Source organism: Deinococcus malanensis, assembly GCF_014647655.1.
Lineage (GTDB): Bacteria > Deinococcota > Deinococci > Deinococcales > Deinococcaceae > Deinococcus > Deinococcus malanensis.
The window spans coordinates 223,748-249,224 of sequence record NZ_BMPP01000004.1; the positions used below are offsets into that span (position 1 = coordinate 223,748).

Consider the following 25,477-nt stretch of genomic DNA (forward strand, 5'->3'; position numbering starts at 1 on the left):
AGTTTCAGGCTGGACTCATCCCCTTCTCGGCTGGGTCCCTGCGCCCACCGAGCCCACAGACTGGAGCACCATGACTGGAATTCATCCCGTTGACATCACCAGCGAAGTCAAGACCAACTTCATCAACTACGCCATGAACGTGATCGTGGACCGTGCGCTGCCCGATGTGCGTGACGGTCTCAAACCGGTGCAGCGGCGAATCATGTACGCCATGCTGCTCGAAGGCCTCTACAGCAACCAGAAGCACGCCAAGTCAGCGTCGGTTGTGGGCGAGGTCATGAAGAAGTACCACCCCCACGGGGACACGTCTATCTATGACGCCATGGTCCGCCTGGCCCAGTGGTGGAACATGCGCTACCCGATGGTCCATCCCCAGGGCAACTTCGGTTCCATTGACGGTGACCCCCCTGCGGCCATGCGTTACACCGAAGCGCGCATGACCAAGGTGGCCGAGGAGCTGATTGCCGACCTCGAGAAAGAGACGGTCGATCTCAAGCCCAATTACGATGAGACCACCGAGGAACCCAGCGTGCTGCCGGCGGCGGTGCCGAACCTGCTGATCAACGGCGCCACCGGGATTGCGGTGGGCATGGCCACGAACATCCCGCCGCATAACCTCACCGAGATCTGCAACGGCCTGCTGGCCATGATCGATAACCCGAACCTGTCGCTCGACGGCCTGATGGAGCACGTGACTGGTCCCGACTTCCCCACTGGAGGCCGTATCAGCAAAAGCGGGATCCGGGAAGCCTACGCCACCGGACACTCTGGCCTGAAGGTGCGGGGCAAGGCCCGCATCGATGAGAAGAATGGCCGCACCCAGATCATCATCAGTGAGATTCCCTATCAGGTGAACAAAACCAACCTGATCCAGACCATCAGCGCGATGTACAAGGCCGGCAAGATTCCGGACATCAGCGCCCTACGTGACGAGTCCGACCGCAAAGACCCGGTACGTATCGTGGTCGAGCTCAAGCGCGGCGCGATTCCCACGCTGGTGCTCAACCAGCTGTACAAATACACCCAGCTGCAGTCCACCTACACGGTGATCAACCTGAGCATCGTCAATGGCGAACCACGGGTGCTGCCGCTGCTCAACACCATGCAGTACTTCCTGGATCACCGCGCTGACGTGGTCACCCGGCGAACCCGTTACGACCTGCGTAAGGCCGAGGAACGCGCCCATGTGCTGGAAGGCCTCCTGAAGGCGCTGGACCATATCGACGAGGTGATCAGCCTGATCCGCGCCAGCAACACCGGCGCCGAGGCCCGTGACGCCCTGATGGTCCGCTTTGGCCTGTCCGAGATCCAGTCCCAGGCCATTCTGGACATGCGCCTGCAGCGCCTGGTCGGGCTGGAGCGTGAAAAGCTGCAGGGCGAGTACGACGAACTGCAGAAGACCATCGAGTTCCTGCGTTCGATCCTGGGCGACGAGAAGCTGCTGTGGCGCGAGATCAAGAAGGAAATCCGTGCCATCCGCGACAACTACGGCGACGAGCGCCGCAGCACCATCACGCAGCTGGAAGAGGACATCGGGAAGGAAGACCTGATTGCCGTCGAGGACATGGTCATCACCATGACCAAGGCCGGCTACCTCAAGCGCACCAAACTGGACGCCTATCGGGCCCAGGGCCGGGGAGGGCGTGGCGCCAGCGGAGGCAAGCTGCGCGAGGAGGACGTGAACACCCGTGTATTCGTGGGTTCCACGCACGACTACCTGCTGTTCTTCACGGATCAGGGCCGGGTATTCCACGAGAAGATCTACGACCTGCCTGAAGCCGGCCGGGACGCCAAGGGAACCCACATCCGCAACCTTTTGCCCAGCCTGCGGGAGGACGAGAATATCGCCAGCGTGCTGAGCGTCGGCGGCTTCGAGGAGCCCGGCTGTTTCATCTTTGCGACCCGCAAGGGCGTGGTGAAAAAGACCCTGATCACCGAGTACGGCAACATCACCTCAGCCGGACTGATCGCCATCAACCTGCAGCCCGGTGACGAGCTGATCGGCGTGGGCATCGTCAATGACGACAACCACGTGGTGCTGGCCACGCGCAACGGCAAGGCCATGCGCTTTGAAAGCGACGAGGTGCGCGCCACCGGCCGCGCCACGCAGGGCGTGATCGGTATCCGCCTGCGCGAAGGCGAGGACGACGCCGTGGTCAGCATGGCGCTGGTTCCCGGCGGCGATGAGGCCAGCGAGTTGCTGGCGGTCAGCGAATGCGGCCTGGGCAAGCGTACCCCGGTGGGTGATTACCCCGCCAAGGGCCGCGGCGGAATGGGCGTCATCACGCTGGATGTGACCGACAAGACCGGCAAGCTGGTCACCCTGGCACGTGTGGCGGGCAACGAGGAACTGATGGTTCTGACCGAGAAAGGCACCGTGATCCGGACCCGCGTCGAGGAGGTTCGTGTGACGGGACGCAACGCCCAGGGCGTCAAAGTCATCAACATCGCAGAACGCGACAGTGTCATCAGCGCTTTCCCGATCCGCCGCGAGGACGAACTCTAAGCCTCTGTCTGCAGTAGAGGACCCGGCCAGTCCTGGCCGGGTTTTCTTTTCATTGGAGCCATTCAACGTCGAACCTTAATGAAACAGAAGTGAGCCATCAGCTGGGCCTCAGGTCCGGAATTCGCTGTCCTGGCGGGCTCTTTCCAACCTATGCTACTTAAAGCACTTTGTAAGGTAAATACTGATTAAAGAAACAAAACTGTTTACAAAAATGTGGCTCTGGGTTACACTGTGTTCAACGTTGGGAATGGTCCCGACGGTACCCCAAACTTCACCGCCCAGGAGGCGACCCAAATGACACAGACCCAGACCAGCACCAACAGCCGGACCTTCGTGGACACCGTCACGTACCGCCCGGGCGCCGTCATCCTCTACCCCGGCAAGAGTGACATGCTCTACCGCGTGTCGAGTGGCCTGGTGCGCGTGCACACCATGGACGACGACGGCAACGGCCTGACCCTGCGCTACGTCAAGCCTGGTGAGTACTTCGGCGAAGAAGCGCTTGCTGGCGCCAACCGCGGCTACTTTGCCGAAGCCGTAACCGACAGCAGCATCGATGTCATCAACCCCGCGCTGATGAGCGCCGAGGACAACCTGATTGTCACGACGCACCTCGTGCGTACGCTGGAGCGCGCCTACGAGAGCATCTACCGCCTGGTCGGCAAGCGCCTGCGCGCCCGTATCGCAGGTGAGCTGCTGGAGCTCAAGGACACCGCTCTGGCCACGCAGCTCGACAGCGGCGAGACCATGATCTACGCCACGCACGATGAACTGGCTGCCGCAGTGGGCTCGGTCCGCGAGACTGTCACCAAGGTCGTGGGCGAGCTGTCCCGCGAGGGCGTGATCAGCGCCGGCTACGGCAAGATCACCCTGAAAAACGAGAAGGCGCTCGGCGAAATCGCCGCTGCCTGATATCCAGCATCTCCCCTCTCTGCCGCCCGGCCCTGTGCCGGGCGGTTTGTCTTATGTGCGGGAGGAGTTCATTCTGAACGGACAAGAGCACGCCCCGCGCGCTGCGCACCGCTACACTCGGCACCATGAGCGAGTCTGTCACTTCATCTTTCCATGACCAGCGTCCACTGCGGGTTGCCGTGATCGGCAGCGGCCCCAGCGGCATCTATGCGACCGAGGCCCTGCTCAAGCAGACCGATGTGCCGGTGGAGGTGGACGTCTTTGACCGTCTGCCGACGCCCTATGGCCTGGTGCGCTACGGCGTGGCCCCTGACCACCTGACGATCAAGAGCGTTACACGTGGTTTCGAGAAAACCCTCTCAGACCCGCGCGTCCGCTTCCTGGGTAATGTCGAATTTGGCACCGACCTGACGCATGAGGAAGCCCGGGCTCACTATGACGCCCTGCTGTATACCGTGGGCGCCAGCAGCGACCGCCGGCTGGGAATTCCCGGCGAGGATCTGAACGGCAGCATGAGCGCCACAGAATTTGTCGCGTGGTACAACGGTCACCCCGATGCAGCAGCGCGCGAGATGGTCCTGCACGCCAGCGGGGTCGCCGTAGTGGGCGTGGGCAATGTGGCACTCGACGTGACCCGTATCCTGGCCAAGACATCTGCGGAACTGCATGAATCGGATATCGCCGCACACGCGCTGAGCGCCCTGGAGCAGAGTCCGGTCAGGGATGTCTGGATTCTTGGGCGCCGGGGTCCGGCCCAGGCCAGCTTCACCACCAAGGAACTGCGCGAGTTCGGAGAGTTGCACGAGGCCGAGCCCCTGGTGCACCTGGATGAGATCGCGCTGACCGATACCGAGGAAGCGGCCATCACCGACAACACCAAGAAAAAGAACGTGGAGGTTCTGCGTGAGTTTGCTGCCCGGACGCCTGAAGGCAAACCCAGGCGCGTGCATCTGCGCTTCCTGGTCTCGCCGGTGGAAATCCTGGACGACGGTCAGGGCAACGTGGCCGGCCTGAAAGTGGAACGCAACCGCCTGGATGAACAGGGCAATGCAGTAGGCACCGGCGAATACGAGACCCTGCCGGTGCAGATGGTCCTGCGCAGCGTCGGCTACCGTGGGGTCGCGCTGCCGGGTGTGCCCTTCGACGACCGGCGTGGGGTCATTCCCAACGATGAAGGCCGGGTCGAAGGCCGCAGCGGTGAATACACCGCAGGCTGGATCAAGCGCGGGCCAAGCGGGGTCGTGGGGACCAACCGGAAGGACGCAACAGACACGGTGGCTCATCTGCTGGCTGACGCCAGGGCTGGCATTCTGGCTCCAGCCACGCAGGGCCGCGAGGACGTCGACGTGCTGCTGCGTGCCAAAGGGGTCGACGTGTATACCTTCTCGGACTGGCAGGCGCTGGATGCCCACGAACTGGCCAGGGGCCAGGCGCTGGGCCGCCCACGGGCCAAGGTCGTCCACCGACATGAAATGCTTACGCACCGCAATCGGTAAGACAGGCGTCTCAATCGCTTGAAAGCCATTGCGCTGATCTGCGACATCCCGCGGACAGTTGCGCGTCATGACGTTACCAGTCAGTCATGCTGATGGGCTCTCTACTGCAGGCTGCCCGAATTCCGGGCAGCCTTTTGCCATAATCGCCGGCACATGAGCGGCGGGCATTCCGACATTCTGGTGGTGGGGGGTGGTCCGGCAGGACTACACGCAGCGTTTTACGCGGCGTGGCGAGGCCTTAGTGTGCAGGTCCTCGAGGCCCGCCCTGAACTGGGAGGCCAGCTCCAGGCGCTGTACCCCGACAAGGTGGTCTATGACGTCCCAGGCCATCCTGTTCGTCTGGCATCGGAGGTGGTTAACAGTCTCGTTGCCCAGCTGGCCGGGCTCGGGGTTTGCGTTCAGTTAGGTGCCACGGCCCGGCAGCTGACCGCTGAGGACGGCGGCTGGCGGATAGACACCGGAAGCGCCAGCTACACCGCACGCGCGGTCATCCTGGCTCCGGGCCTGGGAGCGCTCACGGCCCGCCCAGCGCGTGTTCTAGGGGCGGATCTGCATCCCGACGTGCGTACCGAGGTACCCGACGCGACCTCACTGTCAGGGCGGCAGGTGCTTGTCGTGGGAGGAGTTCCGCAGGCCACCCGCGCTGCCCTGGACCTGGTTGATGCCGGCGCAGCAGTGACGCTGACGCACCGGCGCGCCGGCTTCCGGGGCCATCCCGGACAACTGACCCGGCTGACCCTGTTGCAAGAAGCCGGACGCCTTGAAGTCCTGGCGCCGTGGGTTCTGGACACCCTGACTTCAGATGGCGCATTGCTGGTTCAGGGCGGTCTACACCGCCACGTTCCGGCAGCCACGGTACTTATCCTGGGCGGCTACCTTCCGGACCTGGCGCCGGTCCAGACCTGGCCGCTGGACTGGCAGGGTGACTATGTGCCGGACGGCACGGGTGGACAGACCATTCTTCCAGGGATCTTCGTGGCTGGCGACGTCACCACCTCGGGAGGCGACTTCAAGCTGATCTCGGTGGGTCTGGCTCAGGCTGCTATTGCAGCCAATCACGCGGTTCATTACGTCAAACCTGAGCTCAAGGTGCGCCCAGGCCACAGCAGTGAGAAACGCGCCTAAAGGCCAGGTTGATGGGGGCGAGGTTTGAGCCCCTGGGCGCGCACCAGCTTACGGACCTCCTGGCACCGGCAACTGGAGTAGGTACACAGCAGCGCCTCTGGGTCACGGCGAAGCAGCGCAACCGTCTGATCCACCAGATCGCGGACCCGGTACAGCCTCAGGGTCGCGCCGCCCACGACGACACTGCGCATGGCGAAGTGCAGGGAGGGCTGCAGGTTGTCGAAGTCGGCGGAGCAGTTGGGGAAGGCGGTGGGCAGGACGCCGCCGTCCATGGGGACATAGCGGGTCAGCAGCGGCATCCCGGCAACATGCTCGCCGTAATGAACCGTGGTATTGCTGCCGAAGTCCACCCCCATCAGCAGGGCATACCCGTCCAGGTCATACAGAGCACCGATGGGCTGGTAGGGGCTCGACAGGGTCTGCGCCCCACAGATCCGCGCCGCCTCCTGTCCCAGTGCGATAAAGCTGAGGGTCGGGTGAAAGCTGCGCACGGCGTCGGCGCGCTCGACGAGTTCCTGCGGCACCCGGCCGATATCGCGGCTCACGCGGCTGTCACGCCGGTACCGCGCATGCACCGGCGACGTCGCATGGCGCAGCAGGGTGTTGTAGGTAAAAGCTGGGGCCACCACCGTCGCCGCGCGCCGCTCCAGCACCTCGATCACGGTGCGGGCCCCACCGTCAAGCTGCCCAAACGACTTGAGGCTGGCGTGCACAATCAGGTGCTGGGTTCCGTCCAGTCCTAAGGCTCCCAGCCCGTCATCGAGCTGGGCCGGGGAAACGGCCGGTTTGCGCAGCAGGTTCAGCACGGTTCCCAGTGTACCCCCGCGCAAATAAACACCGCCCCCGGAAGGGCGGTAAATGAAGCCATGTTGAATGTGCTGCTCCCGCGCCAGCCGGGAAGTCTTACTTGACGAACAGCATCTGGCGGTACGTCGGCAGCGGCCAGTGCTTGCTGCTCACGACTTTCTCCAGGCGGTCGGCCGCGCGGCGCACCTCGTGCATGGCAGGGAGGACATGGTCACGCATGTGGTGGGCCTTATCATGAACCTCGTCACCACCCAGGGCCTCGTTCTGTTCGCGCAGCGAGCGCAGGCACACGTACAGCTCGTCGGCGATCTCCACGACCTCCTCGGCGACTCCCTTGACGGCCTTGCTCTTGATCTCAACATCACCCAGCTCGGCGAGGTAACTGATGGCCGCCGGCAGAATCTGGGTCTGTGCCATGTACTCGGTGGTCTCGCCTTCGATGTTCACCGTCTTGAAGTAGATGTCGTACATGATTTCCTGCCGGGCACCAAGTTCCCTCTCGTTCAGGACGTTGTACTGCTCGAACAGGCGCAGATTCTTCTCGCTGTTCAGGTGCTTGATGGCGTCCAGCGTGGTGCGCAGGTTGAGCAGGCCGCGCTGCTGCTCGGCTTCCACGTGCCAGGCCTCGCTGTACCCGTCGCCGTTGAAGATGATGCGCTTGTACTTGGTGTAGGTCTGCTTGACCAGTTCGGCCACGGCACTGTCCAGCGTCGCTTCGCTGTCTCCGAGCTTTTCCTGCAGCTGGGCAGTGAGCTGGGTGATCGCGTCGGCGATGATCAGGTTGAGCACGGTTATGGGGAAGGAAATGCTCTGGGAGCTGCCCACCGCGCGGAACTCGAACTTGTTGCCGGTGAAGGCAAACGGGCTGGTGCGGTTGCGGTCACCAGCGTGGACCGGAATTTCCGGCAGAACGCTGCTGCCCAGGCCCAACAGACCAGCTTCCGGGCCACGGCCACCTTTCCCGCTGGCCAGACGGTCAAAGATGTCGGTCAGCTCGCTACCGAGAAAGATGCTGATGATCGCGGGCGGCGCCTCGTTGGCCCCCAGACGGTGGTCGTTGCTGGCACTGGCCACGCAGGCGCGCAGCAGGTCCTGGTGGTCGTCCACGGCCTTGATCACGGCCGTGCAGAAGAACAGGAACTGCATGTTCCGGTGCGGCGTCTCACCGGGATCAAGCAGGTTCTCGCCCGCATCGGTGCCCATGCTCCAGTTGCAGTGCTTGCCCGAACCGTTGACGCCCGCAAAGGGCTTTTCGTGCATCAGGCAGACCAGGCCATATTTACGGGCCGTGGAGCGCAGTACCTGCATGATCAGCTGCTGGTGGTCGGCGGCAATGTTGCTGTTCTCGAAGATGGGCGCAATCTCGAACTGACCCGGCGCCACCTCGTTGTGACGGGTCTTGACCGGAATTCCCAGGGCATACAGCTGCATTTCGGCGTCGGTCATGAAGCTCAGCACGCGGTCGGGAATGGCGCCGAAGTAATGGTCTTCCAGTTCCTGACCACGTGGCGGCTTGGCGCCGAACAGGGTCCGGCCGGTCATCACGAGGTCGGGGCGGCGGTAATAGTACTCCTCGGCGATCAGGAAGTATTCCTGCTCGGCACCCAGCGTGCTGCTGATGCGGGTACCTTCCGAGGCGCCAAACAGGCTGAGTGCTGGGGTCACAGCCTTGTTCAGCGCTTCGATGGAGCGCAGCAGTGGGATCTTCAGGTCCAGTGCTTCCCCAGTCCAGGACAGGAACACACTGGGAATACACAGGGTCGCGCCGTTGGCATGGCGGATGATAAACGCCGGGCTGCTGGGGTCCCAGGCGGTGTAGCCGCGGGCCTCGAAGGTGGCGCGCAGGCCACCCGAGGGAAACGAGCTGGCATCTGGCTCAGCCTGGATCAGCTCCTTTCCCGAGAACGACATGATGGCCACCCCGTCACCGGCGGGGTTCAGGAAAGAGTCGTGCTTCTCGGCGGTGGATCCGGTCAGGGGCTGGAACCAGTGGGTGTAGTGGGTCGCGCCCTTTTCCATGGCCCAGGTCTTCATGGCCAGTGCCACCGTGTCGGCGATGCTGGAATCAAGCGTCTCTCCACGTTCCAGCGTGGCCTGCAGGCTGCGGTAGTCCGGCTTGCTGAGGCGGGCCTTGAGCTGATCGAGGGTCAGGACATCGCTGGCGAACAGCTGATTGACCAGCTCACTGGGGGTGGCCGAAACAGAGGCGTCGACGCGCCAGTTGCGGGCGGCCGAGTTGACATCGAAATCCTGGTTCATGGGGGCTCCCTGGTGGTGCGGTGAGGAAAAATCGGAACCGGCAAGAAAGTTCTGAAGCCGGCAGCTCGCGTAGAAGTATAGAAGCCTTCTTTATGCAGGGTCAATGAACCTGTTGGACAACCTGCACGATAGATGAGAGCTACCCCAGAAAGAGCATCGAAATTTTGCAGATCGTTCGACAAAACTTTGATAATTGGTCTACTCTGGTTGGACGTTTCGTATTGATGTGCTGTAAGGCTGATCCTGCCGGCTAATGCCACTTCGCGATGACCGTGACCCGGCGGTGTCCCAAGGCCGGCGCAGCGCAATCGCCTCTTTACAATGTCGTGTGCTACCGGAGGTTGCTTTCTTCTATGACGCCTGACGCTACCCCCCAGGATTCCGCCTTGACCGCCTCCGCGCTCCTCCAACGACTGGAACAGGACGATGTTCATTTCCTGCGTCTTCAGTTCACAGACATTCTGGGCACCACCAAAAATGTTGAGGTGCCCCGCTCCCAGTTCCAGAAGGCGCTCAGCGGCGACATCACCTTTGACGGCAGCGCCGTGGAAGGATTTACGCGTGTTGAGGAAAGCGACATGCTGCTCTCCCCTGACCTCAGCACCTTTCTGATCTACCCCCAGTTCTCGCGCGAGGAAGGAGAACGGGGCCGGGTGGCCCGGCTGATCTGCGATGTCACCCTGCCAGACGGCACCCCATTTGATGGAGACCCCCGTCAGGTGCTGCGCAGGCAGGTATTGCGCGCCCAGCAGATGGGCTTTGAGATGTTCGTAGGCACCGAACCGGAGTTTTTCCTCTTTGAGCGTACGGGTGACGGACGGGGTACGACGGTGACGCACGACAAGGCCGGCTACTTCGACCTGGCTCCGATCGATAAGGGAGAACGTATCCGGCGCGAGATCGTCAACAAGCTGCTGCACATGGGCTTTGATATCGAAGCCGCCCATCATGAGGTCGCGCCCGGACAGCACGAGATTGACTTCCGCTATGCCCCTGCTCTGGAGGCCGCAGACCGGATTGCTACCTTCAAGTTCGTGGTGAAACGGGTGGCCCTTGAATATGGCCTGCTGGCTTCCTTCCTGCCCAAGCCGATAGCCGGGATCAGTGGCAGCGGGATGCACTGCCACCTCAGCCTGTTCAGGAACGGTGTGAACGCCTTCGCAGACCCGGGTGGCGATCACGGCCTGTCCCCGACTGCCATGCAGTTCATTGCTGGTCTGCTGGAGCACGCGGGCGGCATGACTGCCATCACCAATCCGCTGGTCAACAGCTACAAGCGGCTGGTGCCTGGTTTCGAGGCTCCGGTAAACGTGGCCTGGAGCACCAGCAACAGATCGGCCCTGATCCGCATTCCGGCCAAGCGTGGGGCTTCCACGCGCGCCGAGGTCCGCATGCCTGACCCCAGCTGCAACCCTTACCTGGCCCTGGCGGTCATGCTGGCTGCCGGTCTGGACGGCATCGAGCAGCGCCTGGAGCCCGCACCGGCCATCCAGCGCAACATCTTCAAGATGACGGTCCGCGAGAAACGGCACCACCGCGTCCGCGAATTGCCGACCGACCTACGAGAGGCCCTTGAAGAGCTGGGCAAGGATGATGTGATTGCCGGAGCGCTCGGCGATCATGTCCTGACGCATTTTGTGGCGGCGAAGAAAAGCGAATGGCAGGACTACAGTGCCACCATCCACGCCTGGGAACTTGACCGCTACCTTGACCTGATCTGAAGTCCGGCCTGCCCAGACGCAGTGACCACCCCGTCAGCAGCTTGGCTGCGCCCGGAAACAACCATGACCCGCCTAGATAGGGCAATAAGATTGCGTTATGGGTATATCAGAGCGCAATCCCACTCCCAGACTCCCTTCATTTGGGGCGCAAGATTTCACGTCAGAATGTGAGTCACGCATTGACACCCGATAAAGACCTGCCTAGAATCTCAGCATCTCTACATCCGCAGGATTTAGCCTCACGGCCCCTGCTTCAATACCCGGAGGATCCATGAAGAAGACCACCCTGAGCCTCACCATGATTGCCGCCCTCGCCCTGGGAAGCGCCAGTGCCCAGACCACCATCAAGATCGCCACCCTGAGTCCCCTGTCCGGCGGTCAGAGCGACCTGGGCACCCAGATCAAGAACGGCGCGCAGCTGGCCGTCAACGAATACAAAGAGCAGTTCCGCAAACTGGGCTTCAACCTGCAGCTCGTCGGCTATGACGACCAGGCTGACCCTGCCACCGGCACCGCCGCAGCCCGCAAGATCGCCGCAGACCGTCAGATCCTGGCTGTCGTGGGCACCCTGAACAGCGGCGTGGCCATCCCCAGCAGCGCTGCCCTGCAGCCCAGCCGTGTCGCCCTGGTCAGCCCCGCCAACACCGCCAACCAGGTCACCGACCGCGGCCTGAGCAACATGAACCGCATCGTCGCCCGTGACGACGCCCAGGGCCCTGCAGGCGCCAACTTCATTACCGGCACCCTGAAGGCCAAGAAGGTCTACGTCCTGAACGACAAGACCGCCTATGGCGAAGGCCTGGCCAAGGAAGTCGAGAAGACCCTGCGCGCCAAGGGCGTACAGATCGTGACCAACGAAGGCACCGAAGAGAAGAGCGACTTCTCCAGCATCGTGGCCAAGATCAAGCTCCAGCGTCCCGACGCCATCTACTTCGGCGGCATCTACAACCAGGTGGGCGTGTTCATCAAGCAGCTGCGTGAAGCCGGCATCAATGCCCCTGTTGTCGGTGGCGACGGTTTGGACAGCAGCGAACTGGCCACCATCGCCGGCGCTGGCGCGAGCAACATCTACTTCACCACCGTAGCCGCGCCCATCGAAGCGCTGCCGGCTGCCAAGGTGTTTGCCGCCAGCTATCAGAAAACCTTCGGTAAGCAGGCTCAGGGCTTCGGTGCGTTCGGCTATGACGCCGCCAAGGTCACCCTGCAGGGTGTGCTGAACGCCATCCGCGCCAACAAGAACAAGCTCCCCACCCGCGCACAGGTCGAAGCCTCCATCCGTAAGGGCTCCTTCAACGGCCTGCTTTCGGGCAACGTGAGCTTCAACAGCGTGGGCGACCGCAAGGCCGGCACGCTGTACGTGATGAGTGTCACCGGCGGCAAGTACAAGCTGGCGACCAGCATTCCCGTCAAGCCTGCGAAGCAGTAAGTCTATCGTCTGGATCAAGGGTGCTTTCTGTCTGCTTCCGCTCCCGGTGCAGCGAGGCACTTCATAGGAAGAGGCCGGGCCTAGTGCTCGGCCTCTTCCTGTGGAATGGAAGCAGCTCGTCTAGTCCGGTCGGCCTCTGAACAACTGTTTTTCCCTTCCAGATTGACCAACCATCTTGGACGGCCAGATTGACGAAACCTGTTGTGCTCCTGTGCGAGATACACTCCGCTGACTGTCGAGACCTTCGTGTCGCTGTGCACACTTCCGCCATATCGGCAATCGCCTCCTGCGCTCTTACGACGCCGGAATTTTTCATTTGAAAGGAGTTGAGTTATTTGGATCTTGCCACCCTACTGCCGTTCCTCGTGAACGTGATTGCCGGGGGCCTGGTGATCGGTTTCGTGTACGCGATCATCGCACTCGGCTACACCATGGTTTACGGCGTTCTGCAGCTGATCAACTTCGCCCACAGTGAAGTGTTCGTGACCGGCGCCGTCGTCGGCTTTGAGGTATTCCGCCTCCTGGCCAACAACCCCATGAACGGCTACCTCAAGCTCATCGTGGCTCTGCTGTCGGCCATGCTGGTCTCGGGACTGCTGAACGTGCTGATCGAGCGTCTGGCTTACCGGCCCCTGCGCAACGCCCCCAAGCTGGTTCCGCTGATTACCGCCATTGGGGTCTCGCTGATCCTGCAGGATCTGCTGAAGCTGTTTGAAGCGTTCCAGACACCCAGCCGGTTCGACCTGACCTACACCCTTCCGCAGGGTTTCGGCGCGCCCTTCTGCGGCGCCGCAAGTACCTGTGCGCCGTTTGGAAACTTCCTCAAGGGTATCGGCATCGAAGTGCAGCTCAAAGACGTGATTATCATCGGCGTCTCGCTGCTCAGCCTGGCGCTGCTCAACCACGTCGTGAACCACACCCGCCTGGGCAAGGGCATCCGGGCCGTGGCGCAGGACCGCGTAACCGCTGGCCTGATGGGAATCGACAGTAACCGCATGATCAGCGCCACCTTTGCCATCGGCGGTGCCCTGGGCGGCGTCAGTGGCGTTCTGTTCGGCATGAAGATCGGCACCGTTAACGCCTACAGTGGCTTTGACCCCGGCATTATCGCCTTTACCGCCGCTGTGCTGGGCGGCATCGGCAGCATTCCAGGTGCCGTGCTCGGTGGCCTGACACTGGGCATCATCCAGAACCTGATCGGCGGTGCGTTCAGCGTGCTCGGCGGGCTCTGGCAGGTCTCCAACCTGGAGGCCATCGACGCGTCCTACCAGCGCATCGGCGCATTTATCGTGCTGGTGCTGATCCTGATCTTTAAACCCACCGGACTTCTCGGCAAGAGCAACACGGAGAAGGTATGACGGCCATCAACCCCTTCCGTGCCCGCGTGAACCCGGCAGCACCCGACCGCACCATCCTGCTGGTCCTGCTGTTTCTGGTGACCAGCGCCATTCTGCTGGTGGCGCACAACACAGACATGCTCTCGCAGATGGGCCTCCTGGGTGTGGTGCTGAAAAACCCCATCATCGAGGCGTTCGTGGTCTCGCTTTTCCTGGCCAACGTGCTGTTCGCCTACCTGTGGCGCGCCGCTCCCTGGGCCAAACTGCTGGTGGGTCTGGGAAGCCTGCTGGTGGTGCTTCCACTGGCGGGCCGCGCAGACACCAGCCTGCTTGACCTGAGCATTCAGATCATGATCTTTGCCGCGCTGGCTCTGGGCCTGAATATCGTGGTGGGCCTGGCAGGCCTGCTGGACCTGGGGTACGTGGCGTTCTTCGCGGTGGGCGCGTATGTCTGGGGGATTTTTGCCAGCCCACGCTTTGCCGAGATCCTTCGTTACTTCGGCGAAAACCCGGGCGCCAATGCCATCGGCACCATGCTGCTGGGTCTGGCAACCCTTGTGGCGGGGCTGGGAGGCTACCTGGCGCTCCAGAAGCGCCGGGCAGACAGCACACCAAGCCGCACAGCCTGGACCCTGGCCCTGGCCCTGGTGGCCGGCATCGTGGCGTGGTTTTTCGTGGGCCGCAGTCTTTTCACGCTCGGCGAGCGCGGCTGGACCCTGCCGGCGCTGTGGGTCACCCTGTTTCCGGTGATTGCCGGGCTGCTATTCATGGCCTACAACCAGTCGCGCGGCCACGACGTACGCGGTGGCCTGCTGAACTTCACGCGGGTCATGGCCGCGCTCGCTGCCGTCGCCGGGCTGACCCTGGTGCTGCGCGCCGTGATGCTGCTGATGTCCGGTCAGGCCGACTCGCTGGCCACCGGCATTGACCCCAACTTCTTCTGGCTGTTCCTGGCGCTGAGCATCGCGGCGGCGGCCATCGTGGGTGTGCTGATCGGCCTGCCGGTGCTGAAGCTTAAAGGCGATTATCTGGCCATTATCACACTGGGGCTGGGAGAAGTGATCCGGGTGTTGGCCAACAACCTGGACCTGTACTCCGCCGGCTCGCAGGGCGTGACGCCGATCAAGAGCGCCGCGGTACCTGTGTTCGACCGTTTTGCCGCAGCGCTGGGCTTTGCGCCGGACCAGCACAACCTGCTGTTCCTGTACCTGCTGGTGCTGCTGGTCATTGCCGTAGTGCTGGCCGTCAACATCCGCCTGGACAAGAGCCGGATCGGCCGGGCCTGGATTGCTATCCGCGACGACGAGATCGCGGCCCAGGCCATGGGCGTCCCGCTGGTACAGACCAAGCTGATCGCATTTGCCACCGGCGCCTCCTTTGCGGGTGTCATGGGCATGATCTTCGCCGCCAAGCAGACTTTCGTAAGCCCGGAGAGCTTCAACTTCAACCAGAGCATCGCCGTGCTGAGCATGGTGATTCTGGGCGGTATGGGATCGTTCCCCGGCGTGATTCTGGGCGCGGCCGTGGTGACCCTGCTGAACCTGCGCGTCCTGCCTGGGATCGGCGAGGCCACCGCCAACGTGCCGTGGATTCCCCAGCAGGCCAACCCGGGGCAGTTGCAGCGCCTGATCTTCGGCATCATCCTGGTGGCCATGATGTTGCTGCGGCCCGAGGGACTGCTGCCCAGCCGGCGGCGCGCCCTGGAACTGCATCACGATGACAACCAGGAAGATGACAGTGACCACGGAGACGGCAACGCCCTGTCCAATACCGGCGCGGAAGTGTACAGTCCCGGGCTGGCGCCAGTCACCGAAAATGATTCTGCAGGGGGCAAGAAATGACCGCCTTTAATACCGGTGGCCACATCCTGGAAGTGGAGCAGGTCAGCAAGGTCTTCGGCGGTCTGACGGCCGTGAACGATGTGACCATGACCATTCCCGAGCGCAGCATCGTCAGCGTGATCGGGCCGAACGGCGCCGGAAAAACGACGTTTTTCAACATGATCACCGGCATCTACACGCCCACGCGCGGCAGCATCCGGCTGGCGGGGCAGGAAATCGTGGGGCTGCGTCCCGACGAGGTCACTGCTGCAGGTATTGCCCGTACCTTCCAGAACATCCGCCTGTTTTCCACCATGACCAGTGAGGAGAACATCATGGTGGGCCGCCATAGCCGCCTGAAAAGCAACTTTGTCGATGCCGTCCTGCGGACCAGGAAATTTCACGAGTCCGAAAGCGAGGCAAGAGACGCGGCGCGGATCATGCTGGATTTCGTGGGCCTGAGCAAATGGCGCAACGAGCTGGCGACCAACCTGCCCTACGGCGACCAGCGCAAACTCGAGATCGCCCGCGCGCTGGCCACCACGCCCAAGCTGATCCTGCTCGACGAACCGGCCGCAGGCATGAACCCCCGCGAAACCGAGGATCTCAAGGCCCTGATCCGCCGTGTCCGTGACGATCTGGGCGTCACGGTGTGCCTGATCGAACACGACATGCGTCTGGTGATGACCCTCTCGGAATACATCACGGTGCTGGACTACGGCAGCAAGATCAGTGAGGGCCTGCCACATCAGGTCCGCAACGATCCCCGGGTGATGGAAGCGTACCTGGGGCGCGGCGCAGCCGCAGGCGAGTACGGCAAGGAGGAACGCCCGCATGTCTGATCCCACGACCCTCCCGCGGGACGCCTCCACCGCTGGCGCGCCCATGCTGGAACTGAACGACGTTCATACCTATTACGGTCATATTCACGCCCTGAAAGGCATCACCATGACGGTCAACCAGGGAGAGATCGTCGCCCTGATTGGCGGCAACGGCGCGGGGAAAACCACAACGCTGCGGACCATCAGCGGCATGATGAAGCCCAAAACCGGCACCCTTACATACCAGGGCCGCAACGCTGCCGGGGTTCCGGCTCACCTGATCATGCAGCAGGGCATGAGTCATGTACCCGAAGGCCGGCGGATCTTTCCGCAGCTGACAGTGCGCGAGAACCTCGAGGTGGGCGCCTACACGGTAACCGACCGCAAGGTTATCGAGCAGCGTATTCAGGAAGGCTTTCAGTTCTTCCCACGCCTCAAGGAGCGTGAAAACCAGCTCGGCGGGACCATGTCCGGCGGTGAGCAGCAAATGCTGGCGATTGCCCGCGCCCTGATGGTTAACCCCAAGCTGCTGCTGCTGGACGAGCCGAGCATGGGGCTGTCTCCCCTCTTTGTCGAAGCAATTTTTGACATTGTCCAGTTGCTGAACAAGGAGCGCGGAACGACGGTGCTGCTGGTCGAGCAGAACGCCAACATGGCCCTTGGCATTGCTCACCGCGCCTATGTGCTGCAGACCGGCGAGATCAAGCTCAGCGGCGTGGCCAGCGACATCGCGCAGGACGAAAGTGTGCGTAAGGCCTACCTCGGCGAAGACTGAGCCAGCCCTTCTCAGGCCGGAGCAACACGCTCCGGCCTTTTTCTTTTCCAGGGCGGTGCCCAGCCTGAGTGCGATTCGGGCGACCATCGAAATCCTCAATAAACTTGACATGACCACGCTCAAGTTTCAGAATAGAAGCAGCTTGAACTCTGTACCCATTCCTTCTTCTGGAGGTTCCTGACTTGAATCCTGAACGCTTTACTGAAGCCAGTGCCCAGGCCCTTGGCGCCGCGCAGCAACTGGCCCAGGCCGCCGGCAACCAGACCCTGACGCCCGCCCACGTTCTGCGCACTCTGACCGACAACGACACGGCCGCCCGCGCCCTGACGCTGGCAGGGGCCAACCTGAACGCCGTGCGAGCAGCTCTCGACGCTGAAATAGCCAAGCTGCCGCGTGTGCAGGGAGGCGGCGAGAACCTTTACCTGGACCCGGCGCTGAGCCGCGCGTTCCACAAAGCCGACACCCTGGCCGGTCAGTTGGGCGATAGCTTTGTGGCGGCCGACACGCTGCTGCTGGCTCTGCGCGGCGAGTACCGGGGGCAGGGGCTGCCGGCCGAGCCTGAGCTGAACCGGGCCATTACCGAACAACGCAAGGGGAAAACCGTGACCAACAAGACTTCCGAACAACAATTCGATGCCCTCGCCAAATACGGCACCGACCTGACACAGCGCGCCCGGGACGGCAAATTCGATCCGGTGATTGGACGTGACGAGGAAATCCGCCGTGCGATGCAGATTTTGCTGCGCCGCACCAAGAACAACCCGGTGCTGATTGGCGAGCCCGGGGTGGGTAAGACCGCCATCGCAGAGGGTCTGGCCATCCGTATCGTGCAGGGCGACGTACCCGAAGGCCTCCGGGACAAGCGAATCGTCAGTCTGGAGATGGGAAGCCTGCTGGCCGGGGCCAAGTTCCGCGGTGAGTTCGAAGAACGCCTGAAAGGCGTGATCGACGAGGTCGTGCAGTCTGCCGGCGAAATCATCCTGTTCGTGGACGAGATTCACACCATCGTGGGCGCCGGCAAGACCGAGGGCAGCCCCGACGCCGGCAACATGCTCAAGCCGGCGCTGGCCCGCGGCGAACTGCACCTGATCGGCGCGACCACCCTGGACGAGTACCGCGAGATAGAGAAGGATCCTGCGCTGGAGCGGCGCTTCCAACCGGTGTTCGTGGACGAGCCCAGCGTGGAGGACACCATCTCGATCCTGCGCGGGATCAAGGAGAAGTATCAGACCCACCACAACGTGGAAATCACCGACCCCGCGCTGGTTGCCGCTGCCCAGCTGTCCAACCGCTACATCTCCGACCGCCAGCTGCCGGACAAGGCCATCGACCTGATCGACGAGTCGGCCGCGCGGCTGCGGATGGCCCTGGAAAGCAGCCCCGAGCGGATCGACCAGTTGCAGCGCCGCAAACTCCAGCTGGAGATCGAGCGCGAGGCTCTGCGCAAGGAAAAGGACCAGGACTCTCAAAATCGCCTGCTGGACATCGAGGAGAGCCTCAAGTTTCTGGGAAGTGAGCTGAGCGACGTCCGCGCCCGCTGGCAGAGCGAGCAGCATGACGTTCACGAGCTGAAAGCCAAGCGTGACGCCCTGGATCAGGTACGAACCGATATCGAAAGGGCGCGGCGTGACTATGACCTGCAACGGGCCGCCGAGCTGGAATACGGTCAGCTCCCCCAGTTGGAAAAAGAGGTGGCCGACCTGGCCCAGAAGCTCAAGGGTGCAGAATTCGCCCATACACAGGTGACTGAAGAAGACGTCGCATCGGTCGTCAGCCGCTGGACCGGGGTCCCGGTCAGCAAATTGATGGAAGGCGAGCGCGAGAAACTGCTGCGGCTCGAAGAGGCCCTGCATGGCCGTGTCATCGGCCAGGACCGCGCCATCGTCAGTGTCTCGGACGCTATCCGCCGGGCCCGCGCTGGCCTGAACGATCCGAACCGTCCGCTGGGCAGCTTTATGTTCCTGGGACCGACTGGCGTGGGCAAGACCGAGTTGGCCAAGGCACTGGCCGAGTTCCTGTTCGACAGCCCCGACGCCATGGTGCGCCTCGACATGAGCGAATACATGGAAAAACACTCGGTGTCCCGCCTGATCGGGGCCCCTCCCGGCTACGTGGGCTACGAGGAAGGTGGCCAGCTGACCGAGTCCGTGCGCCGGCGTCCGTACGCCGTGATCCTGCTGGACGAGATCGAAAAAGCACACCCTGACGTGTTCAATGTGCTGTTGCAGGTGCTGGACGACGGCCGCCTGACCGACGGCCAGGGACGTACGGTGGACTTCCGCAACACGCTGATTATCCTGACCAGCAACATCGGTTCGCCGCTGATTCTGGAAGCCCAAGCCCGTGGCGACAGTGCCGAGAGCATCCGTGATCAGGTGATGGGAGCGCTCAGCCAGAGCTTCCGCCCCGAGTTCCTGAACCGGGTCGACGACATCATTGTCTTCGATGCCCTGACAGCCGCCGACCTGACCCGTATCGTGGACATTCAGACCACGGGTCTGCGCCGGCGCCTGGCCGAGCGGCGCGTGACCTTGCACCTGAGTGATATGGCCAAGGCCCGCCTGGCCGAGATCGGCTACGATCCTGCTTTCGGTGCCCGGCCCCTGAAGCGCGCCATTGCCCGGGAGATCGAGACGCCACTGGCCCGGGAGATCCTGCAGGGTCACGTGCCGGACAGCAGCAGCCTGCATGTGGACTATGCCAACGGCCAGTTTCAGTTCCAGACCGGGGTGCTGAACTAACCAGGTCCCCGGCTGACGCCCGAACATGGGCAGGACAGCCAACAAGAAAGCCGCCCCTGATGAGGCGGCTTTTCTTGTCTTGTGTTTAGCGACGGACGGTGGTGGTTTCTACGTGACGGCGTCCGGCAAGGCCAGCCAGGCCCAGCAGGCCTGCGAGACCCAGCCAGCCCCAGTCAGTGGCGGCGTCAGTGGCGCCCTGGTTGTCGGCCATGGTGGTGTCCGTGGTGGCCGTGCTGTTGGTTTCGTCGGTGGTCGTGGTGGTCTCTGTCGTTGTTTCAGTAGCAGTATCAGCCGCCGCATTAACGGGCAGGGCGAGCACAGCGGACAGGGCCAACAGTTTGAGCAATTTCGTCATGGGCGTAGTGTGACGTAAACCACGCTCTTAAAGTTTCGAACAGCTTGAGAAAATCTGTAGATTCACATTTATGTTCAGCGAGTGGTGCCCACCGAGGCCCATACGGCGCCGACGGCCTCTTCCACGCTTCGGATACCGGCATGTCCATCCAGGCCCGGCGGCACCACCAGACGGGTATAGCCAGCCCGGCCAGCCTCCTCAGCCCGGCGCAGGGCAGCCTGAGTGGACCGGACCTCGCCGGCAAGACCGACCTCCCCGAAGACAGCTACGTTTCCGGGCAGGGCACGTCCCACAACAGCCGAGTACACTGCGAGGGCCACCGCAAGATCAAGGCCCGGGTCTGGTACCTTCAGGCCCCCCGCCAGGTTGACATACACGTCCAGCCCTCCCAGCGTGAGATCCAGCCGACGTTCCAGCACGGCCAGCACCACGTCCACCCGTCGGGGGTCCAGGCCGACCACCACGCGCCGGGCGTTGGGATACGGTGTTTTGGAGGCCAGGGCCTGCACTTCCAGCAGCATGGGACGCTGGCCGTCGATGGTCGCTGCGACCACGCTGCCCGGCACACCCACCGGACGCTCGGCCAGAAAAGCAGCTGAGGGATTGTCCACAGCAATCAGCCCTTCTGAGCGCATCTCGAACACGCCGAGTTCGCCGGCCTGCCCAAAGCGGTTTTTGACGCTGCGCAGCAAACGAAAAGCGCCCACGGTTTCCAGGAACACCGTGGTGTCCACGATATGTTCCATCACCTTGGGACCCGCCACCGTGCCGTCCTTGGTCACGTGGCCGACCAGCACGGTCGCCGTGCCGGTTTCCTTGGCCGCGCGCGTCAACATGGAGGTGCCGTCGCGCACCTGTGCCACGCCGCCTGGAGCGCCCTCCCCTTCCACGGTCACCGTCTGGATCGAGTCCACGATGCACAGGGCAGGCTTATGCTCGGCCATCAGGGCTGCGACGTGCTCGGCACGCGTGTCCCGGGTGAGCTGAATGTCAGCCGTGACGCCCAGGCGGTCAGCCCGCAGACGAATCTGCTCGAGCGACTCCTCGCCGGCCACATACAGCACGGGGCCACTTTCCCGCGCAACCCGGTCGGCGACCTGCAGCAGCAGGGTGCTTTTGCCGATCCCCGGCTCACCGCCGATCAGGGTGACGCCCCCTGCCACCAGTCCGCCGCCCAGCACCCGGTCGAGTTCAGGGATGCCGCTGGACGTGCGCGGCTCCTCTCGGCGGCCAACGGTGGAGAGCGCGGTCACCTTTCCACCGACAACCCCGCCGTACGCTCCGCTCCTCCCTTTTGCCGAGACCACGGCCGGAGCCTCCTCCTCGAAGGAATTCCAGGCCTGGCAATTGGGACAGCGGCCCAGCGGCTTGGCCGATTGATAACCACAGCTGTTGCAGACGTAACTGGCGCGGACTTTAGCCACGTGCACCTGGGCGCCCGTCAGCCCGCCAGTACACGCCGTCAGCAGTCACCAGATAGTCGCCGTCAAGCAGTTCGTTCAGCAGAATGCTGGGATCTTCCAGCGTGCTGTGGTCTGCCAGAATCTGTTCGACCTGACCCTGGTCATAGGCCACACCTGTCTCGAACAGGCCCTTGAGATGGTGAAGAATGGCCAGCTGATGCGTTCGGCGGCGGTCACTGGGCCAGGTGGTGATCCGGCCGAATTCGTCCTGAAAGTCCAAGATACTTTTGGTCATTGGTCCATGCTACGCGGCTGGCGGGCGCTATGCCTGCCGCGAACCACAAAAGAAGGCGGAAGCCACCAGGGCCCCCACCTCCGGTAATGTCTGATCTCAGGCCAGAATCTGCCGCGGCGCGGCCTCCTCGCCCTTCTCAAACTGAATGCCGTTCTCGCCCAGGACCACGCGCAGCTCCTGGCCGTCAATGCCCATCAGCTCCATAGCCAGCGGATCTTCGAGTTCCTCGCGGACCAGTGTGCGCAGCTGCCTCGAACTGCCGACCGCATGCTTGGGGCTCCGCGCCTTGAGCTTCCCGACCAGCCAGGCGGCAATTGCAGGATCGAAGGTGACGCGCATCTCGCGGCTGGCCAGTTCCTCGCGCATCTCGCCGAGCAGCTGCTGGGCCACCCGCACCAGTTCCTCTTCACCCAGCGACCGGAAGCGGATAACGTCGTCCAGGCGGTCCAGGAACTCAGGAGTGAAGATGTGCCGCAGCGGGGCATTGTTGTCGGGCGTCACCGGGCTGAAGCCCACCGTGGGGTTGACGTTGAAGCCGGTGTTACTCGTCATGATGATGATGGTCCGGCGGAAGTCCACCGTGCGGCCCAGGCCGTCGGTCAGGCGGCCGTCGTCCAGCACCTGCAGGAAGGTGTTGTAGACATCTGGGTGCGCCTTCTCGATCTCGTCGAGCAGGATCACGCTGAAGGGCTGGCGGCGCACAGCCTCGGTCAGGCGGCCCCCCTGCTCAAAGCCCACATAGCCGGGAGGCGACCCGATCAGCTTGCTGATGGAGTGGCTTTCTTGAAATTCGCTCATGTCCACCCGGATCAGGGCGCGCTCCGAGCCGAACAGGGTACGGGCCAGTGCTTTGGCCAGGTGGGTTTTACCGACCCCACTGGGCCCCACGAACAGGAAGCTCGCGGCCACACGGGTGCGCCCACCCAGGCCCACGCGGGCGCGCCGCAGCGCCGAGCTGAGGGCCTTGACCGCTTCAGGCTGACCGTACACCTGCTCGGAGAGCTGCAGGTCCAGATCGCTGAGCTGCGCCGCCGTTTCCTCGCTGTAAATGCCGCCCATCGAGTTGATGACGCTCTCGATGTCCTCGCGGGTCACGTAGGGTTCGCCCTGTTCGTTCTCGGCCACCGGCAGACCTACGCTCATGTTCAGGCGCACGCGGCTGGCAGCCTCGTCAATCAGATCGATGGCCTTGTCGGGGAAGTTGCGTCCAGGCAGGCTGCGCTCGCCGATCCGCACCGAGAGTTCCAGGGCGGTATCCGGAATCTGCACGCCGTGGTGCTCCTCGTACTTGGGCCGCAAGCCGCGCAGGATCTGCAGGGTCTCGGCCGGGCTGGGTTCCAGCACGATCACCGGCTGGAAGCGGCGTTCCAGGGCCGCGTCCTTCTCAATGTAGCGATGGTACTCGCCAGTGGTGGTGGCGCCGATCACCTGAATCTCGCCGCGGCTCAGCGCCGGCTTGAGGATGTTGGCTGCGTCCAGCGTGCCTTCGGCTCCACCCGCACCGACGAGGGTATGCAGCTCGTCGATGAAGGCGACGACCTTGGCGTTGCGCAGTTCCTCGATGATCTGGCGCAGGCGCTCCTCGAACTCGCCGCGGTACTTGGTGCCGGCCACGACGCCACTGAGGTCCAGGCTGACCAGACGGACGCCATGCAGGTTGGGCGGTGTGCGCTTCTCATGGATGGCCAGGGCCAGGCCCTCGACGATGGCCGTCTTGCCCACACCAGGGTCCCCGATCAGCACGGGGTTGTTCTTGGTGCGGCGAGTCAGGATCTGGGTGACGCGGCGGATTTCCTCGCTACGCCCGATGACCGGGTCGAGCTTGCCCTCACGCGCCCAGCGGGTCAGGTCACGGCCATACTCGTCCAGAAAGGGTGTGGCCACCGGCTTGGCGGGCTTGGCACTGGAGCCTTCACCCTGGGCCAGCACCCGCCAGCGGATGGTGTCGACGTCCTTGGTCAGTTCCTGCAGGATGCGGAAGGCCACGCCGTCGCCCTCGCGGATAATGCCCAGCAGGATGTGCTCGGTGGACGTGACCTGGGCGCCAAGGCTGCGGGCCTCGCTGGAGGCCAGTTCCATAACGCGGCGGGCGCGCGGGGTGATGCTCGGGGCGTCGTTCAGCCGGCTGCCCTCGCCGCGGCCGATAATGTCTTCTACGCGGCGGCGCAGCCCGTCGAGCGAGGCGCCGAATTCGCCCAGGATGGTGGCGGCGGTACCGCCTTCGCGCATTAGACCCAGCAGCATGTGCTCGGGGCCGACCATCGCGTGGCCCAGGCGGTTGCCTTCTTCACGCGCGTAGTGGAACACCAGTCGGGCGCGGTCGTCGTATCGGTTGGTCATTGTGCTCCCCCTCGTGGCGGTCCACGGTCAATTTGACGTGTGATTCGGTAGCGGCTAAGGCTAGAGTAGCGTCCCTGAACCCCTGCCCGTAAGGACAACCTCACCATCTGCCTGGACCTTTGCTTGATCTTTCTCGATCTGCGCGGCCGCAGTTACCCTGAACACATGACCGATCAGCCAGTGTCCAATACCGAGGGTAGCCCTCAGGCCCGTGCCCGTGAGGTAATTTTCGGCCGGCAACATGACCGGATCATCGAGCGTCTGGAAGCGCTGGATCCCACGCTGGCCGCCTTTACCAGGGAGTTTGCGTATGACACCGTGTACGATCTGCCGGGACTGGACCTGAAGACAAAGGAACTGATTGCCTGCGCCTTACTGGTGTCGCTCGGCAGCCCGCCCGAATTGCGTACGCATCTGCGTGGAGCCCTGAATGCGGGGGCGACCGAAGCTGAACTCAGAGGCGCCCTGCTCCTCTGTGTGCCCTACCTGGGATTCCCCCGGGTGGTGGGTGCCTTTGAGGTCCTGCGGCACCACCTGGAGGACGGACAACAAAAAGAGTGAGCAGGCAAGTTTGCCTGCTCACTTATAGTTTCCAGTGCCTCAGAATATGAATTTAAAGCCGACGCGGGCCTTGAAGTTGGTGCCGGGGCGAACGAAACGGTTGTCGATGCTGGCGTAGGAGGGATCCCCTGGCGCAAAGGTGTCGCTGCGGGGTCCGTTCGCCGCGTTGGTGTTGCTGCTGATGGTGGCGTCAAAAAAGTGGTCCACACCCAGGTCACCTACCAGGCTGATGTTCCCGGAGAGGGGGTAGCTGGCCATCAGACCGGCCCCGATGCCGAAAGCGTTGCTGGTGTAGGTCGTGTTCAGGCCCGAGCCGTAGTCTTCAGTGGCGCGGAACATTCCGTAGCGGCCGCCGGCATACAACGTGGCGTCCAGGCCCGGCGCCACTTCACCCAAGCTGTAGGTGCCGTCCAGGCTCACGACTAAGTGGCTTCCCGACTCTGTTGCGCCGGCCTGCTTATAGCCGCTGAAAGGGCCAGCACCCAGGTCACTCTCATCATTGATGGCGTCGGCTGCACGGGTAAAGGCCACCCCTGCCTTGACGCCAAACGGGCCGGCGATGAACGGCGCGTGGACAAACACTTCGCCACTGAGGCCGGAAGCGTAACCTCCGGTGAGACCAAGCTCAAACGGCTGGGTGTTCAGGGTCTGTGCACCGGCGGTGGCGAAAACAGTAAATGCGCTGAGGGCGAGCAATTTCTTCATAGTGTCAGCTTCGTCCAGAAAGATGAGGAGCACTCATGAACTAGCCCATCAGGCGTTAACGTAATTAGGGTT

At 63.0% G+C, this 25,477-nt stretch carries 19 protein-coding genes; 12 read left to right on the forward strand and 7 right to left on the reverse strand.

The window, feature by feature from the left end; genetic code table 11:
- Positions 1-70 precede the first annotated feature (70 nt).
- The 4 genes from gyrA (at position 71) to IEY49_RS06500 (ending at position 6,039) form a co-directional block, all read left to right on the forward strand.
- Positions 71-2,506: a DNA gyrase subunit A gene (gyrA, locus tag IEY49_RS06485; RefSeq protein ID WP_189005672.1), complete on the forward strand. Its 2,436-nt coding sequence runs from the start codon at positions 71-73 to the stop codon at positions 2,504-2,506.
- 294 nt (positions 2,507-2,800) lie between these two features.
- Positions 2,801-3,418: a helix-turn-helix domain-containing protein gene (locus IEY49_RS06490; protein ID WP_189005674.1), complete on the forward strand. Its 618-nt coding sequence runs from the start codon at positions 2,801-2,803 to the stop codon at positions 3,416-3,418.
- 125 nt (positions 3,419-3,543) lie between these two features.
- Positions 3,544-4,914: an FAD-dependent oxidoreductase gene (locus IEY49_RS06495; protein WP_189005676.1), complete on the forward strand. Its 1,371-nt coding sequence runs from the start codon at positions 3,544-3,546 to the stop codon at positions 4,912-4,914.
- Positions 4,915-5,067: 153 nt separating this feature from the next.
- Positions 5,068-6,039: an NAD(P)/FAD-dependent oxidoreductase gene (locus IEY49_RS06500; protein ID WP_189005678.1), complete on the forward strand. Its 972-nt coding sequence runs from the start codon at positions 5,068-5,070 to the stop codon at positions 6,037-6,039.
- On the opposite strand, the gene IEY49_RS06505 is transcribed toward IEY49_RS06500, so the two are convergent.
- Entirely contained in the window at positions 6,036-6,845 is an 810-nt protein-coding gene (locus tag IEY49_RS06505; RefSeq protein WP_189005680.1) for an AAC(3) family N-acetyltransferase, read from the reverse strand. The two genes, IEY49_RS06500 and IEY49_RS06505, sit on opposite strands and share 4 nt — an antisense overlap.
- 97 nt (positions 6,846-6,942) lie before the next feature.
- Positions 6,943-9,105 (reverse strand): glutamine synthetase III family protein, encoded by a 2,163-nt coding sequence (locus tag IEY49_RS06510; RefSeq protein ID WP_189005682.1) that lies wholly within the window; start codon positions 9,103-9,105, stop codon positions 6,943-6,945.
- A gap of 353 nt (positions 9,106-9,458) precedes the next feature.
- On the opposite strand from IEY49_RS06510, the gene glnA reads away from it, so the two are divergent.
- The 7 genes from glnA to clpB all read left to right on the forward strand — a co-directional run bounded on the left by glnA (position 9,459) and on the right by clpB (position 19,746).
- The gene (gene glnA / locus IEY49_RS06515; RefSeq protein ID WP_189005684.1) at positions 9,459-10,826 is read left to right on the forward strand and encodes a type I glutamate--ammonia ligase; all 1,368 of its coding nucleotides are present in this window, start codon (positions 9,459-9,461) and stop codon (positions 10,824-10,826) included.
- Positions 10,827-11,097: 271 nt separating this feature from the next.
- Positions 11,098-12,252, forward strand: a complete 1,155-nt coding sequence (locus IEY49_RS06520; RefSeq protein ID WP_189005686.1) for a branched-chain amino acid ABC transporter substrate-binding protein — start codon at positions 11,098-11,100, stop codon at positions 12,250-12,252.
- A 335-nt stretch (positions 12,253-12,587) separates the two neighbouring features.
- On the forward strand, positions 12,588-13,610 hold the full coding sequence (locus tag IEY49_RS06525; protein WP_189005688.1) for a branched-chain amino acid ABC transporter permease: 1,023 nt from the start codon (positions 12,588-12,590) through the stop codon (positions 13,608-13,610).
- Entirely contained in the window at positions 13,607-15,430 is a 1,824-nt protein-coding gene (locus tag IEY49_RS06530) for a branched-chain amino acid ABC transporter permease (protein WP_189005690.1), read from the forward strand. The genes IEY49_RS06525 and IEY49_RS06530 overlap by 4 nt, the downstream gene beginning before the upstream one ends.
- Positions 15,427-16,251, forward strand: a complete 825-nt coding sequence (locus IEY49_RS06535) for an ABC transporter ATP-binding protein (RefSeq protein WP_189005692.1) — start codon at positions 15,427-15,429, stop codon at positions 16,249-16,251. Before IEY49_RS06530 ends, IEY49_RS06535 begins: the two co-directional genes overlap by 4 nt.
- Positions 16,244-17,005, forward strand: a complete 762-nt coding sequence (locus IEY49_RS06540) for an ABC transporter ATP-binding protein (RefSeq protein ID WP_189005694.1) — start codon at positions 16,244-16,246, stop codon at positions 17,003-17,005. The genes IEY49_RS06535 and IEY49_RS06540 overlap by 8 nt, the downstream gene beginning before the upstream one ends.
- Positions 17,006-17,187: 182 nt before the next feature.
- On the forward strand, positions 17,188-19,746 hold the full coding sequence (clpB, locus tag IEY49_RS06545) for an ATP-dependent chaperone ClpB (protein ID WP_189005696.1): 2,559 nt from the start codon (positions 17,188-17,190) through the stop codon (positions 19,744-19,746).
- A gap of 85 nt (positions 19,747-19,831) precedes the next feature.
- Here clpB and IEY49_RS06550 read toward each other — a convergent pair whose 3' ends face one another.
- The 4 genes from IEY49_RS06550 to IEY49_RS06565 all read right to left on the reverse strand — a co-directional run bounded on the left by IEY49_RS06550 (position 19,832) and on the right by IEY49_RS06565 (position 24,139).
- A complete protein-coding gene (locus tag IEY49_RS06550) occupies positions 19,832-20,101 on the reverse strand; it encodes a WGxxGxxG family protein (RefSeq protein ID WP_189005699.1) in 270 nt (89 codons plus the stop codon).
- A gap of 74 nt (positions 20,102-20,175) precedes the next feature.
- Positions 20,176-21,525 carry a DNA repair protein RadA gene (radA, locus tag IEY49_RS06555; RefSeq protein WP_189005701.1) on the reverse strand — a complete coding sequence of 450 codons (1,350 nt, stop codon included), beginning with the start codon at positions 21,523-21,525 and terminating at the stop codon, positions 20,176-20,178.
- Positions 21,518-21,799, reverse strand: coding sequence for a DUF2087 domain-containing protein (locus IEY49_RS06560; RefSeq protein WP_189005703.1), 282 nt, complete (start codon positions 21,797-21,799; stop codon positions 21,518-21,520). Before IEY49_RS06560 ends, radA begins: the two co-directional genes overlap by 8 nt.
- A 96-nt stretch (positions 21,800-21,895) precedes the next feature.
- On the reverse strand, positions 21,896-24,139 hold the full coding sequence (locus tag IEY49_RS06565) for an ATP-dependent Clp protease ATP-binding subunit (RefSeq protein WP_189005705.1): 2,244 nt from the start codon (positions 24,137-24,139) through the stop codon (positions 21,896-21,898).
- 165 nt (positions 24,140-24,304) lie between these two features.
- On the opposite strand from IEY49_RS06565, the gene IEY49_RS06570 reads away from it, so the two are divergent.
- Positions 24,305-24,700: a carboxymuconolactone decarboxylase family protein gene (locus IEY49_RS06570; protein WP_189005707.1), complete on the forward strand. Its 396-nt coding sequence runs from the start codon at positions 24,305-24,307 to the stop codon at positions 24,698-24,700.
- Between the two features lie 39 nt (positions 24,701-24,739).
- On the opposite strand, the gene IEY49_RS06575 is transcribed toward IEY49_RS06570, so the two are convergent.
- The gene (locus IEY49_RS06575) at positions 24,740-25,405 is read right to left on the reverse strand and encodes a hypothetical protein (protein WP_189005709.1); all 666 of its coding nucleotides are present in this window, start codon (positions 25,403-25,405) and stop codon (positions 24,740-24,742) included.
- Between the last annotated feature and the right edge of the window lie 72 nt (positions 25,406-25,477).